This is a genomic window from Labrys sp. E2SS-1L, assembly GCF_057073705.1.
In genome coordinates this window covers 555,995-571,828 of the sequence record NZ_CP172712.1, presented here as the reverse complement: position 1 = coordinate 571,828, position 15,834 = coordinate 555,995, and the positions used below count along the sequence as shown (strand labels likewise).

The following is a 15,834-nucleotide window of genomic DNA, read 5'->3' as shown; positions in this document are numbered from 1 at the left end:
CGAGGTTGTGAGCGAATGGAGGGGGCATGCACGAACAGGAACGCTGGCAGGCCATCGTCAGGCTTGTGCAGGAACGCTCGGTGATCTCGGCGCGGGAGCTTGCTGCCGTCACCCGGGCCTCGCCCGCAACCATCCGCCGCGACCTCACCCATCTTGCCGCCCAGGGCATGGTCCGGCGCATGCATGGCGGTGTCCGCGCGCTGGCCTCGCCGGAAGGAGCCAAGCTCGAGGCGCGGCGCCTCGGTGTCAGCCAGGCGCTCAATGCCGAGCGAAAGCGAGCGATCGCCGAACAGGCGGCGGCCCTGTGCCGCGACGGCGAATCCATCATCATCAATGGCGGGTCGACCACCTTCCACATGGTCGAATTCCTGCGGGCCTCGCGCCTGCAGATCCTGACCAATTCCTTCCCGATCGCCGCCGCGCTGATGCAGGAGAGCGACAATCGCATCATCCTGCCCGGCGGCGAGATCTATCGCGACCAGAGCCTGATCCTCTCGCCCTTCGACGAGGATTCGATCCAGCACTATACGGCCTCGAAGATGTTCATGAGCGCGGCCTCGATCGGCCCACTCGGCCTGATCGAGAGCGATCCGCTGATCGCACGGGCCGAAGCCAAGCTGCTCAATCGCGCCGCCGATCTCATCGTCCTGGCGGATTCCTCGAAATTCGAGCCGCGCGGCTCGATGGCGGTGGCGCCGCTTTCACGTATCCGCCGGCTGATCACCGATGACGGCATTCCGCCCGCGGCGCACGACATGCTGGCGGAGGCCGGCGTCGAGGTCGAGGTGGTCAGTGTGGCAGGTTGACGACGAGTCTCCCGGTGAAATTCCTATCGGCTCGGTCTGCTGATCGAGGCTGCCAAACGAGCCACTTCGGGTGCCTTCTCGCAACAAAGTTCGCAATGCCGAGTTCGCGCTTGCGAACCCGGACCTTTGTCATTCTTCTCGTTCCTATTCCTTGCTACGCTACTTGCGCCCGCGCCCGCAGAGTTGTGGCGTCGCTCTCAAGCTGGTCGACTGCGATATCGTCGCGATAGGTTTCCGGACCCATCCATACGGCATAGGCCGTGCAAAGGCCGAGGAAGATGGAGTAAAGCGCCACCGGCCAAGACGAACCTGAAGCCCACGACACCATCAAGGTCGCCAATGCGGGGGCAGGGCCGCCGGCAAGAAGGGACCCGAGTTCGCGCGCGAAAGCGAAGCCCGAGAAGCGGCGTGCCGGTCCGAAGAGTTCGGAGAAATAGGCAGCCTGAACGCCGAACATCATACCGACCGCTATCTGCGCCAGCCAGAACGCGGCGATCGAAGCAAGGAACGATTTCGACTCGAGCAGCCAGAAAAATGGAAACGCGATGAGACACCCAAACAACGCGCCAGCGATGTAGACGGGCCGTCGGCCGATGCGATCTGAGAGTGCCGCAAAGCCGATCACGCACGCTACCTGCACGACATAGCTGGTCATCAACACGAACAAGGATTGATCCTTGGGGAACTCGAGCGTGTTCACCGCGTAGCTAAGTCCGAATACGGGGAACAGATAGCCAAACCCGTTCTCGGCAAGACGCGCCCCGAGGACGACGAAGAAGTTGCGCGGCTGCTTCGTCAGCGACTCGATGATAGGATTTTTCGACTTCTTTTCCGGCTCGGCGGCTATCTTCTCGAACACCGGTGTTTCATCGATACGGTAGCGCACGAACAAGCCGAACGCGATGATAACGATGCTGGCCAGGAATGGCAGGCGCCAGCCCCAGTCCATGAATTGCTCTTGCGGCAGTTGCGAGACGAGCCAGAACGCGCTCGATGCCAACATCATCCCGATGCCGACTCCGGCGGGTGCGAACGAGCACCAGAAGCCGCGCTTGCCGATTGGCGCATATTCGGCGAGCAGGATCACGGCGCCCGTATACTCGGCACCCGCGCCGAAACCCTGCATCAGACGCATGGTGACAAGAAGGATGGGCGCCCAGATGCCGATCTGTTCGTAAGTCGGCAGCAGACCGATGAAGACTGTGCCGATGCCGACTATCATCAGAGTGATCAGCAGCACCGGCTTGCGGCCGATGCGGTCGCCGAGATAACCGAAGAACAAGCCGCCGAAGGGGCGGGCGATGAAGCCGACGCCGAAGGTTGCGAGGGCGATCAGCGTGCCCTTGCCACCGAAATCAGCGAAAAATAGCTTGCCGAACACGAGTCCGGCGGCCGTCGCATAGATGAAGAAGTCGTACCATTCGAGTGCAGAGCCGACGCAGGACGCGACGATGACCTTGCGCGGATGCATTTCCGCCGCAGCTTTTGGCATGGAGTATCCTCCCCGGAGGCATTTGTTTTGTATCGAATGACCGGCGCCTCGTTGGACGCCGGCTGCGCTTTCCGCACAAAGACACGGCGCGCTTATGCTGCGCGCTCGGCCTTCTGGTCCGCCTTGGCGAAGGCGCTGACCGCGCCCGCGCTCTTCTGGGTCTTGAAGATCGACGACGCGTCCGGCGCCGGCGGCAACGGCAGGAGGACAGGTACGTCTTTCAGGCGCGGACGCATGGTCTGCTCGCCGAAGATCATCCGGCTTTGTACCGCGTCATAGACCTGGCGCTGATTCATGTTGAGGAAGGCGCCGGCGCCCCCCGCGAGTGGCCAGGCATCGGCCGCGCACATCTCATAGAAGCAGATGAGGCGCGCCCGATCCGACACGTTCGGCGCGGATCCATGCAATGTACGGCAATGATGGACCGTCATCGAACCGGCCTTGCCGGTCAGCGTGATGATCTTGTCCTTCTCGAACAGAGGATCGCTCGGATCGATTGCGCCGGCGAATACGCCGTTGACGAAGTGGCTGAGTACCGGGCCCTTGTGCGTGCCCGGTATGACGAGCAAGGGACCGCTTTCTTCCTTGACGTCCTCGAGCATGAGGCCGATTGCCAGCACGTCGTCATTGGTGTGCGGATAGAACGCCCAGTCCTGGTGCCATTCGACGGCGGCCCCGCCGCCCGGTGCCTTCGTATTGAGCTTCGAGGTCTGCAGGCGCACGGCCGGACCAAGAAGAGCTTCCAGAACCGAGCGGAATTTGCTGGATTTCAAGATGTCCCAGAACGCGGGCATCTGCATGTGCGGCATCTTGATGCGCGTCAACTTCGGATTGTCTTTCGAGTGCCCCTCATCGAGGTCGAACACCTCGTCGCTTGCCGACACGGCCCGCGATTGATCGATCTTCTCATAGGTCAGGCGTCGCAGTTCTTCGAGTTCCTCACCCGTGACGACATCCTCGACAAGAATATAGCCATCGTCGTGATAGGCCTGGATTTGGGCTTCGCTGAGCATTTTTCCTCCTTGCGGCATGGCGTTTCTTCCTCAAAGGGAGTGCCTGTTTGCGCAATCATGTTTGCGCAAACATGTTTGCGGTAACATAATCTTGAGTCAAGCGCGTTGAGTTGTGAGAGGAAAAATAATACGAGGCGGAGTCGGTCTTTGCGTGGTGAAGCGCCGAAGCGGATAAAGTGAACGAAGGCGCATGGCAGCCCCCAAATCACAGCCCAACACAGAACGCAGGCTCCGCATGGACGATGTGGCGCAACGCGCCGGTGTTTCGCAGATGACCGTTTCGCGTGCGCTACGCACGCCTGAACTTGTCGCGGCGACAACGCGTGCCCGCATCGAAGCGGCGATGGCCGAACTGGACTATGTGCCAGACCTCCTGGCCGGCAGTCTTGCCGCACGGCGTAGCGGGTTAATCGCCGCGGTGGTCTCGACGTTCGAGAACGCGATTTTCTCTCAGACCATTGCGGGCCTCACGCGCTGCGCCGAAGCGGCGGGCTTTTCCATTCTGCTCGGCTCGTCGGATTATTCGGCGACCGACGAGGAGCATTTGCTGCGCGCGATCCTCGGTCGTCGTCCCGATGGAGTTGTGCTGACCGGCACGCTGCATACCCCCCGCGCACGCCGCCTGCTGAGCACAGCCGGCGTGCCCGTCGTCGAGACCTGGGAACTGCCGGCCGAGCCGGTCGACATGGCGGTCGGCTTCGACAATCCGGCTGCCGGTCGCGCAATGACGATGGCGCTGCATGGCTATGGCTATCGACGCATCGCTTTCATCGGTCCTGGTGACGAGAAGGATCGGCGCGGCCTGCAGCGACGCGAGGGCTACCGCAGTGCATTGGCGGCCCTGGGTATAGCGCCACGTGAAATTACCGTTGCCGCTGTGGTTGCCGGCATGGAAAGCGGTCCAGCGCTCCTCGATCAGTTGCTGGTCGGTTTTCCCGATACCGATGCCGTGTTTTGCTCCCTCGATGCCATTGCTGCCGGTGTGCTTTTGGCCGCGCAGCGGCGCGGCATCGAGACGCCAGGAGCGCTCGCCGTCGCCGGCTTTGGTGATTTCTCGATCGCTCAACCAAGTGGCCTTGATCTCACCACGATACGCATCGCTGGGCGTGACATTGGAACACGCGCCGGCGAATTGGTGCTGGCGCGCATACGCAAAGAGACGATTCCCGTACGGATCGTCGATATCGGTTTTGAAGTGGTGCGTCGCAGTTCGGCGTAGCGGCGATTACCAAACGCTGGCGGTGCGGCGGGGATGCTCTTCGTTGGTCAAAAGGCAATCGCCCATGGCGGGCCGTTCCGGGGCAGTGCCTTCGCGAGTTCGATCCAAATGTTTGCACGACGGCATGATGTCCCCCCACCAATTCGCTTGTGTTCCGATCGAAAAGCAATGGCGCTCGGTGAAATTCGTATCAGCCCCGCCAGCCAATCGAGGTTGCCAAGCCCGGGCACCCCTTTAAGCTGAAGGCTCAGAGCAGCGGAAGGCTGCAGCATAGATCCGGGAGCGAACCGCGAGATGGGCGATCAGTATTTCATCGGTGTCGATGTAGGCACGGGGTCGGCCAGGGCCGGCGTGTTCGACGCCAGCGGCAAGCTGCTCGGTTCGGCCAAGCAGGCGATCACCATCTGGCACGAGCCCGGCGATATCGTCGAGCAGTCCTCCGAGAATATCTGGCAGGCGGTCTGCGCCTCCGTGAAGGGAGCTTTGGCGGAGGCTGCGGTCGAGCCGGGTGCCATTGCCGGCGTCGGCTTCGACGCGACCTGCTCGCTGGTGGTGGTGGGCAAGCAGGGCGAGCCGCTTTCCGTCGGCCCGTCCGACGATCCCAACCGCAACGTCATCGTCTGGATGGACCATCGTTCGCTCGACCAGACCCGGCGCATCAACGAGACCGGCGAAGAGGTGCTGCGCTATGTCGGCGGCGTGATCTCGCCGGAGATGGAGACGCCCAAGCTGCTCTGGCTGAGGGAGCACAAGCCGGAGATCTTTGCATCGGCCGGCTATTTCTTCGACCTGCCGGATTATCTGAGCTGGCGCGCCACCAGCTCGCTGTCGCGCTCGGTCTGCACCGTCACCTGCAAATGGACCTATCTGGCGCATGAGAAGCGCTGGGACGCCGGCTATTTCCACAAGATCGGGCTGGGTGCGCTGGCCGATGAAGGCTTTGCCCGCATCGGCGACACCATCGTGGATGTCGGTTCGCCGCTCGGTTCCGGCCTGACCGAGGCGGCAGCCGCCGATCTCGGCCTGACGGCGGGCATTCCTGTCGGCGCCTCGCTGATCGATGCCCATGCCGGCGGCATCGGCACCGTCGGCGCGGCCGGCAAGGACGGCCAGAGTGCCGACGTGACGGCGCGCCTCGCCTATGTCTTCGGCACCTCGGCCTGCACCATGGCGAGCACGCGCGAGGCTGCTTTCGTGCCGGGTGTGTGGGGCCCCTATTTCTCGGCGATGGTGCCTGGCCTCTGGCTGAACGAGGGCGGGCAGTCGGCCGCCGGCGCGGCGCTCGACCATCTCCTCACTCTGCATCCCGCCTATGCCCAGGCCGTGGAGCGGGCCGAGACCGCCGGGCGCCCCCTGCTCGCCTGGCTGGAGGCGCAGGCCAATCTCGCCGGCGATGCCACCCTGGCACGCAGCATTCACGTCGTGCCCGAGTTTCTCGGCAATCGGGCACCCCATGCCGATCCCGATGCCCGTGCGGTGATCGCGGGGCTGGATCTGGAAGACGATCTCGACAGCCTGGTCAGGCTTTATGTCGCCGGACTGTGCGGCCTTGCCTATGGCGCGCGGCAGATCGTCGAGGTCATGGCGGCCAAGGGCATCGTGCTCCAGCAGATCATCATCTCGGGCGGCGCGGCCCAGAGCCCGTTGGTCCGCCAGATCATCGCCGACGCAACCGGCATCGAGGTTGCGGTAGCCGATACGCCGGAGCCCGTCCTGCTCGGTGCGGCCATGCTCGGCGCCGTGGCCAGCAAGGCCTATCCCGCCTTGGCCGAGGCGATGAGCGGCATGTCCGCACTCGGAGCTACCTATGCGCCCGGGCAAGGAGAGATCCGCGCCTTCCACGAGAAGAAGTTCAAGGTCTATGAAGCCCTGCAGGCCGCGGGGCGCCAGGCCCGCGAACTGATGGCCTGAGGCAAGGCGATTTCGCGGTAACGCCGTGATTGCAAAGATCACGGCATGTGATGAGATGGGTGCGGTCGTGATTCGGCCGCTCTCGCTGCCGGTCCGGTCGTTCGACCGGGCTTGCGGTGTTCTTTGCCGTTTTTTGCACCATCCCCGGACGGAGTTACCATGACCGACACCTTCAGCCGCCGCCAGATCGTCACGCTGCTGGGGGGGCTGGGGTTAGCCGGCATGTCGTCCAGCGCTCTTTCGGCCCCCAGCCCGAAACCCAAGCCCAAGGCCGATCCGACGCCTGTCTTGCCGGTGACCGAGGGCAGGCTGCGCGTCGGGGTGATCGTGCCGGTCAAGGACGATCCCTTCTACAAGGCCTGCGCCGACGGAGCCCAGGAGGCCGCGACGCAGATCGGCACGCTCGATATGGCCGTGGCTGCGCCGGAAAAGCGCCTGGTGCGCGAGCAGGCCCTCTTCATCAACGGCTTCGTGAAGCAGAAGGTCGATGCCATCCTGATCAGCCCCATCGATGCCGGCCTGCTGGCGCCGCTGTGCAAGCGCGCCATGATCCGCGGCATCAAGGTGGTCTCCTTCGAGCAGGCCCTGCCGGCCAATTCGCGCATGGCCCATGTCGATCCCGTCAGCAGTCGCGGCAAAGCCGAGACCTTCCTTCAGATGCTGGCCGACGATGCCAAGGATGGCGGTGACGTCGCCATCCTGGCCGGTGCGCGCAATGGCGCGGATGGACAGGGGCTGGTTTCGGAGACCATGCAGCAATGGCTCAAGCCAGCTTATGGCAAGCTCAAGCTCGCCGACACCCTCTATGACAATGACAATGAAAAGGCCGGCTATGCCGCCGCGGACTTCGTGCTGAGGCAGCGCCCCAATCTCAAGGGCCTGCTGGTCTTCAGCCCGGCGGCGCTGGTGGGGGCGGCGCAATGCGTTTCGGACAGGGGCCTTGCCGGCAAGGTCTTCGTCACCGGCTTCGGCCGGCCGGCCACGTTGAAGGCCGCCATGTCGGCCAAGGCGGTGGAATATTTCGCGACCGCCAATCCGGTGGATATCGGCTATGCCGCCATGCAGATTGCCGCGGCGCTGGCCAGGAACACCATGACCACAGGCACGGGCAGCCTGGTCACCGCAGGCCGTCTCGGCCAGATCGCACTCGGGGAGAACAGTATCGCCACGCTGCGTCCCTTCGTGGTCGATGCCAAGAATTTCGATAAATATGCCGATCTCTATTGAGGCGTAATCCTGCGAGCCGACCATGTCCGTCACCGCCGTGCTCGATGTCGGCAAGACCAATGTGAAGCTGGTCCTGTTCGACGGCTCCGCCAGCCTCTGGCAGGCTTCGATGCCGAACCGGCCGCTGGCCGGCCCGCCCTATCCGCATGCGGATGTCGAGGCGATCTGGCGCTTCCTGATGGGAGGGCTGCGCCAGGCTGGCGTCGAGCATGCCATCGCCGACATCGCCGTCACCACCCATGGCGCTGCCATGGCCCTGATCGGTGAGGACGATCTGGCGCTGCCGGTGATGGACTACGAGTTCGAGGGCGTCGGCGAGGTCGAGGCCGAGTATGCGCCGTTCCGCCCGCCCTTTGCCGAAACCCTGTCGCCGCCGATGTCGGCGGGGCTCAATTCCGGCAAGCAGATCTTCTACCAGCAGCGGCGCCATCCCGAAGCCTTCGCGCGTGTCCGGCACATCGTGCCCTATCCGCAATATTTCACCTGGCGCCTCACCGGCATCGCCCGCAACGAGGTCACCGGTATCGGCGGCCATTCCGATTTGTGGGCCGTTCGTGAAAGGCGCCTGTCCTCTCTGGTTGTCGGCTGCGGATGGCAGGCGCTGTTCCCGCCGCCGATCGCGGCCTATGCCGTGCTCGGCCCGCTGCGCCCCGAGGTTCGGGCCGAGACCGGCCTGCCCGACACGGTGCGGGTGCGTGCCGGCATCCACGATTCCAACGGCTCGATCCTGCCGCATCTGATCGCCTTCGAACCGCCCTTCACCTTGGTTTCCTCCGGCACCTGGGCGGTGATCATGGCCTTGGGCGCCGATCCCGGCCGGCTCGACGCAGCCCGGGACATGCAGGCCTATGCCGATGTCGAGGCCCGGCCGGTGCCGGCGGCCAAATTCATGGGCGGGCGGGAATATGCGGTGATCCTCGACGGTGCCTCGCCGACCTGCTCGCTTGCCGATGCCGCGGCCGTGATGGCGGCCGGTGTGCTGGCGCTGCCGAGCTTCGTGCCCAATGGCGGCCCCTTTCCGGCGCATCCCGGCGAGATCCGGGGCACGCTGCCGGCCGGCGAGGGTATGCGGGCGGCGCTTGCCAGCCTCTATTGCGTGCTGCTGACCGACTATCTCCTGGAGGCGCTCGGCGCTGTCAGCGGCCCCTTGTTGATCGAGGGCAGCTTTGCCGCCAATCCGGTCTATTGCAGCCTGCTCGCGGCGCTGCGCCCAGGGCAGGCGGTCCTGCCCAGCCTCGACAGTTCAGGCACCGCCTACGGCGCCTCTCTTCTCGCGACCTGGCCCGATATGCCGGCACGCGAGCCGGCACGGCCGGCGATGGCCTATGCCGATACCGAGTCCCTGCTGGGCTACAGGGCGGCATGGCGGGCGGCGCTCCCGTCGACGGCCTGATACGAAGCCAAAGGGCTGGCCTCAGGCGGCCATCTCGACCTCGCGCCCGCGGCCGAGCCGCACCATCCAGTCGGCCATGTCGGGGCGGTGCTGCTTCTGGAAGGCATAGTGCCGGCGAAGGGCCTCCTTGAGACGCCCGCCCCGGCCGAGCAGGTCGTCGGCGAAGCCGATCAAGACGGAGTTGGGCCAGGCCTGCGGGCGGATCGTGCGCAGGCGGGTAAAAATCTCGTCCTCCGCCAGGCTCGCATCGGAGCGGGCCATCAGCGTCGCCATCGCAGCCGTCGAGCGCGAAACCCCCATATGGCAATGCACCAGCAGGCGTTCGGGCACGAGGACGGCGCCGGCTTCGTCGCGGGCGAAGCGCAGAATTTCGGCCATGTGTTCGCGCGCCGGCATGATCTTGCCGGGCATCGGGTCGATGATGTCGTCGAATTGCAGGATGGTGCGCTGGTGCTCGCCATAGGCGCGAAAGGCCGCGAGGTCGGGCCAGTCGGGATCGACGATCGAGAGCACATGGCTGACGCCGGAGCCGCTGAACTGATCGAGTTCGTCGATGCCGCAGACGGTCCAGGCCGCAAAGGTGGGAAGGGAAGTCATCGGTTCCATTGGCAATGTGAGGGGAGGGGTGATTTCGACTGTCGTAGCCCCTGGTCTCGTGGTCATCAAGGCCTTCGCGCGAAGGTCCGGGCAAGGCGATGGCGACGTGGCGAAAATTAATCAGACAAATTGCAGCCGACTCTTGCATTCGCCGGCGAGGCGGGCATGAATGGCGCCTCTGCGCGGGAGAGTCGGCGGCCAAGTCCGGCCGTCAAGCCGCCTGCGGGCAGACAGACCGGCAAGGCCGGCTGGCCAAGAACAGGAAATAATACTGGAGGGAACGACATGTTCGACGATCAATCGCGTCGCAGCGCCTTGAAGATCCTGGGCGGCTCGCTGCTGGCGGGCGCCCTGCCGCTCGGCGCGGTCACGCCAGCCTTCGCCGCCAACAAGCGCATCGCCCTGGTGGTGAAGAATCTCGGCAATTCCTATTTCGATGCCTGCCGCGACGGCGCCCAGCAGGCGGCCAAGGAGCTTGGTGGCATCGAGATCATCTACACCGCCCCCACCAAGGCGACTGCCGAGGACCAGATTGCGGTGATCGACGCCCTGATCGCCCAGAAGGTCGACGGCATCATCGTCTCCGCCAATGACGCCAACGCCCTGGTGCCGGTCGGCAAGAAGGCGGCGCAGCGCGGCATCAAGGTGATCTCCTTCGACAGCGCCATTGCCAAGGGCGGGCGCATCATGCACCTCAACGCCTCCTCTACCGAGATGATCGGTGCCAAGCAGGTGCAGATGATTTCCAAGACCCTCAAGGGCGAGGGCGAGGTCGCCATTCTCTCCGCCGCTTCGACCATGACGAACCAGAATTCCTGGATCGCCGCGATGAAGCGGGAGTGGGAGAAGCCCGAATACGCCAAGCTCAAGCTGGTCGACACCGTCTATGGCGACGATCAGGACGACAAGTCCTATCGCGAGATGCAGGGCCTGGTGAAGACCCATCCCAATCTCAAGGGCGTGATCTCGCCCACCACCATCGGCATCCGCGCCGGCGCCAAGGCGATCATCGACGGCGGCCTCGCCGGCAAGGTCTTCATTACCGGTCTCGGCCTGCCCTCGGAAATGAAGGACGCCGTGCTGAAGGGCGCCTGCGATAGCTTTGCGATCTGGAACCCCGTCGATTACGGCTATTCGGCCACGCAGATCCTGGCCGGCATCATCGGTGGCGAGGACGCCAAGCCCGGCTCCACCGTGAAGATGGGGCGCATGGGCGAGACCAAGATCGGCGAGGACGGCGAGGCGGTGATGGGCGAGCCCTTTACTTTCGACAAGTCGAACGTCGAGAAATACGCCAAGATCTTCTGAGGTTTGAGCAATAGCTGGGGCGAGTTCGAGGCTTTTTGAGCATGCCACGACGCCAAACGTCCCTTCTCCCCGTTCTTACGGGGAGAAGGTAAGGATGAGGGGCAGCGTAGCGGATGCAAGATTACGCTTTGTACAGCCCCTCACCCTTACCCTCTCCCCGCGTGCGGGGCGAGGGCGCGGTAAATGTCGCGCTTGATCCCGGTTGCCGGACTGTTTCATGACCTCCACCCCTCTTCTCTCCCTTTCCGGCATCTCCAAGCGTTTCCCCGGCGTGCGGGCGCTGCATGACGTGCGCCTTGCCCTTCATCCCGGCGAGGTCACGGCGCTGCTCGGGGAGAACGGGGCCGGAAAGTCCACCATCGTGAAGATCCTCACCGGCATCTACACGCCGGACGAGGGCGAGCTTCGGGTCGGCGGGCAGGCCCTGCAGTTTTCGAGCCCGCGTGACGCCTGGGCGGCCGGCATCACCGCCATTCACCAGGAAACCATCATGTTCGACGAGCTCTCGGTCGCCGAGAACGTCTTCATGGGCCATATGCCGAAGGGTGCCGGCGGGCTGGTGGACTGGAGCGCCGTGCATGCGCGGACGCGCGAGCTGCTCAAGCGCCTCGATGCCGACATCGATCCGGGCGAGCCGCTGAAAGCCCTGAGCGTGGCCCAGAAGCATCTGGTCGAGATCGCTCGCGCTCTGTCCCACGAGGCGCGCATCGTCATCATGGACGAGCCGACGGCGGCGCTTTCGGCCCGCGAGATCGACGATCTCTTCCGCATCATCGACCAGCTCAAGGCCGAGGGACGGGCGATCCTGTTCATCAGCCACAAATTCGAGGAAATCTTCCGCGTCGCCGATCGCTGGCTCTGCCTGCGCGACGGCGAATATGTCGGCGATGGCGCGATCAGCGAAGCGACCCCGGCCGAACTCGTCCGCCTGATGGTCGGGCGTTCGATCGAGCAGGTCTTTCCCAAGCGCGAGGTGCCGATCGGCGACGTCGCGCTCCAGGTCAAGGATCTCGGCAATGAGAGCGAGTTCGCCGACATCTCCTTCACGCTGCGCCAGGGCGAGATCCTCGGCCTTTACGGGCTGGTCGGCGCCGGCCGGTCCGAGGCCATGCAGGCCGTGTTCGGGCTCTCCCGGCCTGATACCGGCGAGATCCTCGTGCGCGGCAAGGCTCGTGCCATCAACAGCCCCGCCGACGCCATCGCCGCCGACATCGCCTATGTGCCGGAGGATCGCCAGAGCCAGGGCGCCGTGCTGCCATTCGGCGTGCGCGAGAACACCACATTGGCCAGCCTGATACGCCATGCCCGCTTCGGCTTCCTGAGCCAGCGTTCGGAGATCGCCGATACGCGCCGCTTGGGCACCAGGCTCGCGGTGAAGGCCGCCTCCTGGGACCAGAAACTGCAGGAACTGTCCGGCGGCAACCAACAGAAGGTGGTGATCGCCAAATGGCTCGCCACCAATCCCAAGGTCATCATCCTCGACGAGCCGACCAAGGGCATCGACGTCGGCTCCAAGGCCGCCGTGCACGACTTCATGGTGGACCTAGCCGCGGAAGGCCTCGCCGTGGTGCTGATCTCCTCCGAGCTGCCGGAGGTGATGGGCATGTCAGACCGCATCCTGGTGATGCATGAGGGGCGCATCGTGAAGGAATTCGCGCGGACCGAAATGGACGCCGCCGCCATCGTCACGGCAGCCACGGGAGGCCACGCATGAAAACCCTGTGGCGCCGCTACGGCCGCGAGATCATTCTTGCCCTCATCGTCGCAGGCATGGTGCTGGCCATCGGGCTGCGGGCACCGGTCTTCCTGAGCACGGACAGCCTGATGGGCGTGCTCAAGGACAGCGCCATCCTCGTCATGCTGGCGCTCGCCCAGATGACGGTGATCCTCATTCGCGGCATCGACTTGTCGGTGGCGGCCAATCTGGCGCTCAGCGGTATGGTCGCCGCCCTCTTTTCGATCGCGGCGCCCGACCTGCCGATCGGCCTGGTCATCCTGGTCGCCATCGCCGTCGGTACCTTCTTCGGCTTCGTCAACGGCGTGTTCATCGCCTTTGTCGGCATTCCCTCGATCGTGGTGACGCTCGGTACCCTCGCCATCTATCGCGGCCTCGTCTTCATCGTCTCGGGCGGCAAGTGGATCAGTTCCGACAAGATGACCCCGGCCTTCCTGAACTTTCCGCATGCCACCTTCCTCGGCCTGTCGAGCCTGGTCTGGTTCGCCATTGCGGTGGCGGCGGCGATGGCCCTCTTCCTCGGGCGCACCACCATCGGCCGTGGGCTCTATGCGGTGGGCGGCAACCCGGTGGCGGCGCGCTATTGCGGCATCGATCTCGCCCGCCAGCAATTGCTGGTCTTCACCCTGTCCGGCGCGGTGTCCGGCCTGTGCGGCTATCTGTGGGTGGCCCGCTTCGGCATCGCCTATACCGAGATCGCGCTCGGCTACGAGCTCAGCGTGATCGCGGCCTGCGTGATCGGCGGCGTTTCCATCGGCGGCGGCATCGGCTCGGTCAGCGGTGCGCTGCTCGGCGCCCTGTTCCTCGGCGTGGTCGTCAACGCCCTGCCGGTGATCAATGTCTCGCCCTTCTGGCAGATGGCGATCTCCGGCGCGGTGATCCTGGCGGCCGTGGTGGTCAATGCCCGCGCCGAGCGCAAGGGCGGCAAGCTGATCCTGCCCGAGGCGCGCCGCCGCGCCGCCGCCAGAGAAGGAGCGCGCTGATGACGGACACTGCCCGCTACCAGGTGCTCGACCGCGCGCCCCGCACGCTGGCAGACCGCCTGCTACGCTGGGAGACCATCCTCTGCCTGCTGCTGGCGGCGGTGATCGTGGTCAATGCGCTGGGCTCGCCCTATTTCCTCGATCTCTACAACCTCTCCGACATGACCCAGAACTTCTCGGAGAAGGCGATCATCGCGCTCGGCATGGCGCTGTTGATCCTCACCCGGGAGATCGACCTCTCCGTCGCCGCCATCGTGGCGCTGGCCTCGCTCGCCATCGGCTATGGGGCGCAGGCGGGCTATGGGCCTGTCATGCTGATCGCCATCGGCCTTGGCGTCGGCATCGTCTGCGGCGCCTTCAATGGCTGGCTGGTCACCGGCTTCGGCCTGCCCTCGATCGTAGTCACCATCGGCACCATGTCGCTCTATCGCGGCATCGCCCAGGTCGTGCTGGGTGACCAGGCGATCACCACCTATCCGGAGGACTACACCAACCTCGCCCAGCTCTACATCGTCCAGGAGCCGCCGCTTTACCTGGCCTTCATCCTGTTCCTGGTCCTGGCCGTGGTCTTCACCGTCGTGCTGCATTTCACCGTGTGGGGGCGCATGCTCTATGCCATCGGCAACAACCCGGTGGCGGCGCGTTTCTCCGGCATCCCGGTCAATCGCATCCGTTTCCTCATCTTCGTGCTGACGGGCCTCCTGTCCGGGCTCGCCTCGGCCCTGCTCACCGCCCGCATCGGCTCGACCCGGCCCAACATCGCGTTGGGCTGGGAACTCGAAGTGGTGACCATGGTGGTACTGGGCGGCATCTCGATCGCTGGCGGCTCGGGCACCATGCCGGGCGTGGTGATCGCCGTCTTCGTGCTCGGCCTCACCACTTTCGGGCTGACGCTGATCAACGTGCCCGGCATCGTCATCGCCGTCATCCTCGGCGTGCTGCTGGTGGCGGCGATCGCCCTGCCGATCATCGTGCGGCGGATGCTGGGGATGCGGGGGTAGGGCATGGGCCCAGAGCTGGGCTCTCAAGACCGTTATTGATTGACAGGCAGGGTAGAAAGGTAGAAATTTCGGGGTCTTTCTAGAATGGAGGTTGCGATGAGCCTCAGCATCAAGGATCCCGAGGCCTATCGGCTGGCGCAGGCCATCTCCCGTGCCACGGGCGAGAACATGACACGCGTGGTCATCGAGGCGCTGCGCGACAGCTTCGCCAGGGTCGAACAACGCAAGGCCAAGGCAAGCGTCGCGGAACTACTGGCTATCGCCGATCGGGCCGCCTCGCATGTGCGGCGCCCCTATGCCGATCATGCCGACCTGCTCTACGACGAAAAAGGCCTGCCGAAATGATTCTCGATACGTCGGCCGTCGTCGCCATTCTCTATCGCGAGCCGGAAGCGGCGGCTTATGTCCAGCGCATTCACGACGCAGAGATCTGCCGTATCAGCGTGGCGAGTTACGTCGAACTGTCCATGGTGATCGAGAACCAGCTTGGCTCCGAGGGGATGCGGCAGGCCGAAGCCTTTTTTCGTCGCGCCGGCATCGTCGTCGAACCGGTAACGATCGATCAAGGGGAATTGGCCCGTCAGGCCTTTCTCGATTTCGGCAAGGGGCGTCACAAGGCCGGACTGAATTTCGGAGACTGCTTCTCCTATGCCTTGGCCAAAGCCATGGGCGAGCCGCTGCTGTTCAAGGGCAATGATTTCGGCCAGACGGATGTCGGCGTCGCCTGACGGGAACGCAGGCCCCTGACGTCCTATCCGGCGCGAAACACCTTCGCATCGACCTGACAAGATCTCGCCACAATGGCGATTTTTCAGAACTCTCTGTCTCGCTTCGATGTGATCACATTTCGTTTCTTGCTGCCATGCTGGGGTTGCGCGCAAGAAAAAGTCGCGCTGCCGCTTTTATATGCTTGTCCCCAGCTTGGAATTATGCCATGTCAGCCATCCATATTAGGACAGCTATGCTGTCCCATTATGGATGCTGCCGCCTTTCGGGGCAGCCCGCGGACCAGCCGAAGATGGCCCACAGGCCCGGCTTGGCCGTATGGCAAGAACGCCGCTCTCGCGTTTCAGCGCGGAGCGGTGCACAATTGAGTGACAGCTTTCACAATCCGGCGGCATAGTCGCGGCCCGACCCTTGCATGGGCAG

General features: G+C 64.4%; 14 protein-coding genes. 11 read left to right on the top strand and 3 right to left on the bottom strand.

Annotation, left to right across the window (positions count from 1 at the left end):
- Nucleotides 1–26: 26 nt before the first annotated feature.
- Nucleotides 27–806 (top strand): DeoR/GlpR family DNA-binding transcription regulator, encoded by a 780-nt coding sequence (locus ACIGJE_RS02615; RefSeq protein ID WP_311934564.1) that lies wholly within the window; start codon nt 27–29, stop codon nt 804–806.
- 154 nt (nt 807–960) lie between these two features.
- Here ACIGJE_RS02615 and ACIGJE_RS02610 read toward each other — a convergent pair whose 3' ends face one another.
- Entirely contained in the window at nt 961–2,298 is a 1,338-nt protein-coding gene (locus ACIGJE_RS02610) for an MFS transporter (protein WP_311934565.1), read from the bottom strand.
- A gap of 92 nt (nt 2,299–2,390) precedes the next feature.
- Entirely contained in the window at nt 2,391–3,311 is a 921-nt protein-coding gene (locus ACIGJE_RS02605; RefSeq protein WP_367626191.1) for a phytanoyl-CoA dioxygenase family protein, read from the bottom strand.
- 235 nt (nt 3,312–3,546) lie between these two features.
- Between ACIGJE_RS02605 and ACIGJE_RS02600 the strand changes: the two genes are divergently transcribed.
- The 4 genes from ACIGJE_RS02600 to ACIGJE_RS02585 all read left to right on the top strand — a co-directional run bounded on the left by ACIGJE_RS02600 (nt 3,547) and on the right by ACIGJE_RS02585 (nt 9,061).
- Nucleotides 3,547–4,530 carry a LacI family DNA-binding transcriptional regulator gene (locus ACIGJE_RS02600; protein ID WP_483679254.1) on the top strand — a complete coding sequence of 328 codons (984 nt, stop codon included), beginning with the start codon at nt 3,547–3,549 and terminating at the stop codon, nt 4,528–4,530.
- 294 nt (nt 4,531–4,824) lie between these two features.
- Nucleotides 4,825–6,441 (top strand): FGGY-family carbohydrate kinase, encoded by a 1,617-nt coding sequence (locus ACIGJE_RS02595; RefSeq protein ID WP_483679252.1) that lies wholly within the window; start codon nt 4,825–4,827, stop codon nt 6,439–6,441.
- A 159-nt stretch (nt 6,442–6,600) separates the two neighbouring features.
- Complete coding sequence (locus tag ACIGJE_RS02590; protein WP_311934569.1) at nt 6,601–7,668, top strand: substrate-binding domain-containing protein; 1,068 nt, start codon at nt 6,601–6,603, stop codon at nt 7,666–7,668.
- 22 nt (nt 7,669–7,690) lie between these two features.
- Complete coding sequence (locus ACIGJE_RS02585; protein WP_483679249.1) at nt 7,691–9,061, top strand: FGGY-family carbohydrate kinase; 1,371 nt, start codon at nt 7,691–7,693, stop codon at nt 9,059–9,061.
- A gap of 21 nt (nt 9,062–9,082) precedes the next feature.
- On the opposite strand, the gene ACIGJE_RS02580 is transcribed toward ACIGJE_RS02585, so the two are convergent.
- Nucleotides 9,083–9,658, bottom strand: a complete 576-nt coding sequence (locus ACIGJE_RS02580; protein WP_440725250.1) for a tyrosine phosphatase family protein — start codon at nt 9,656–9,658, stop codon at nt 9,083–9,085.
- A 315-nt stretch (nt 9,659–9,973) separates the two neighbouring features.
- On the opposite strand from ACIGJE_RS02580, the gene rhaS reads away from it, so the two are divergent.
- The 6 genes from rhaS to ACIGJE_RS02550 all read left to right on the top strand — a co-directional run bounded on the left by rhaS (nt 9,974) and on the right by ACIGJE_RS02550 (nt 15,413).
- Nucleotides 9,974–10,966, top strand: coding sequence for a rhamnose ABC transporter substrate-binding protein (rhaS, locus tag ACIGJE_RS02575; RefSeq protein ID WP_068291262.1), 993 nt, complete (start codon nt 9,974–9,976; stop codon nt 10,964–10,966).
- Between the two features lie 217 nt (nt 10,967–11,183).
- Nucleotides 11,184–12,680: a sugar ABC transporter ATP-binding protein gene (locus ACIGJE_RS02570; RefSeq protein WP_483679247.1), complete on the top strand. Its 1,497-nt coding sequence runs from the start codon at nt 11,184–11,186 to the stop codon at nt 12,678–12,680.
- Nucleotides 12,677–13,684 carry an ABC transporter permease gene (locus ACIGJE_RS02565; RefSeq protein WP_311934573.1) on the top strand — a complete coding sequence of 336 codons (1,008 nt, stop codon included), beginning with the start codon at nt 12,677–12,679 and terminating at the stop codon, nt 13,682–13,684. Before ACIGJE_RS02570 ends, ACIGJE_RS02565 begins: the two co-directional genes overlap by 4 nt.
- Nucleotides 13,684–14,685: an ABC transporter permease gene (locus ACIGJE_RS02560; protein WP_394310996.1), complete on the top strand. Its 1,002-nt coding sequence runs from the start codon at nt 13,684–13,686 to the stop codon at nt 14,683–14,685. Before ACIGJE_RS02565 ends, ACIGJE_RS02560 begins: the two co-directional genes overlap by 1 nt.
- 96 nt (nt 14,686–14,781) lie before the next feature.
- The gene (locus tag ACIGJE_RS02555) at nt 14,782–15,030 is read left to right on the top strand and encodes a type II toxin-antitoxin system VapB family antitoxin (protein ID WP_311934575.1); all 249 of its coding nucleotides are present in this window, start codon (nt 14,782–14,784) and stop codon (nt 15,028–15,030) included.
- The gene (locus ACIGJE_RS02550) at nt 15,027–15,413 is read left to right on the top strand and encodes a type II toxin-antitoxin system VapC family toxin (RefSeq protein ID WP_367626186.1); all 387 of its coding nucleotides are present in this window, start codon (nt 15,027–15,029) and stop codon (nt 15,411–15,413) included. The genes ACIGJE_RS02555 and ACIGJE_RS02550 overlap by 4 nt, the downstream gene beginning before the upstream one ends.
- Nucleotides 15,414–15,834 lie beyond the last annotated feature (421 nt).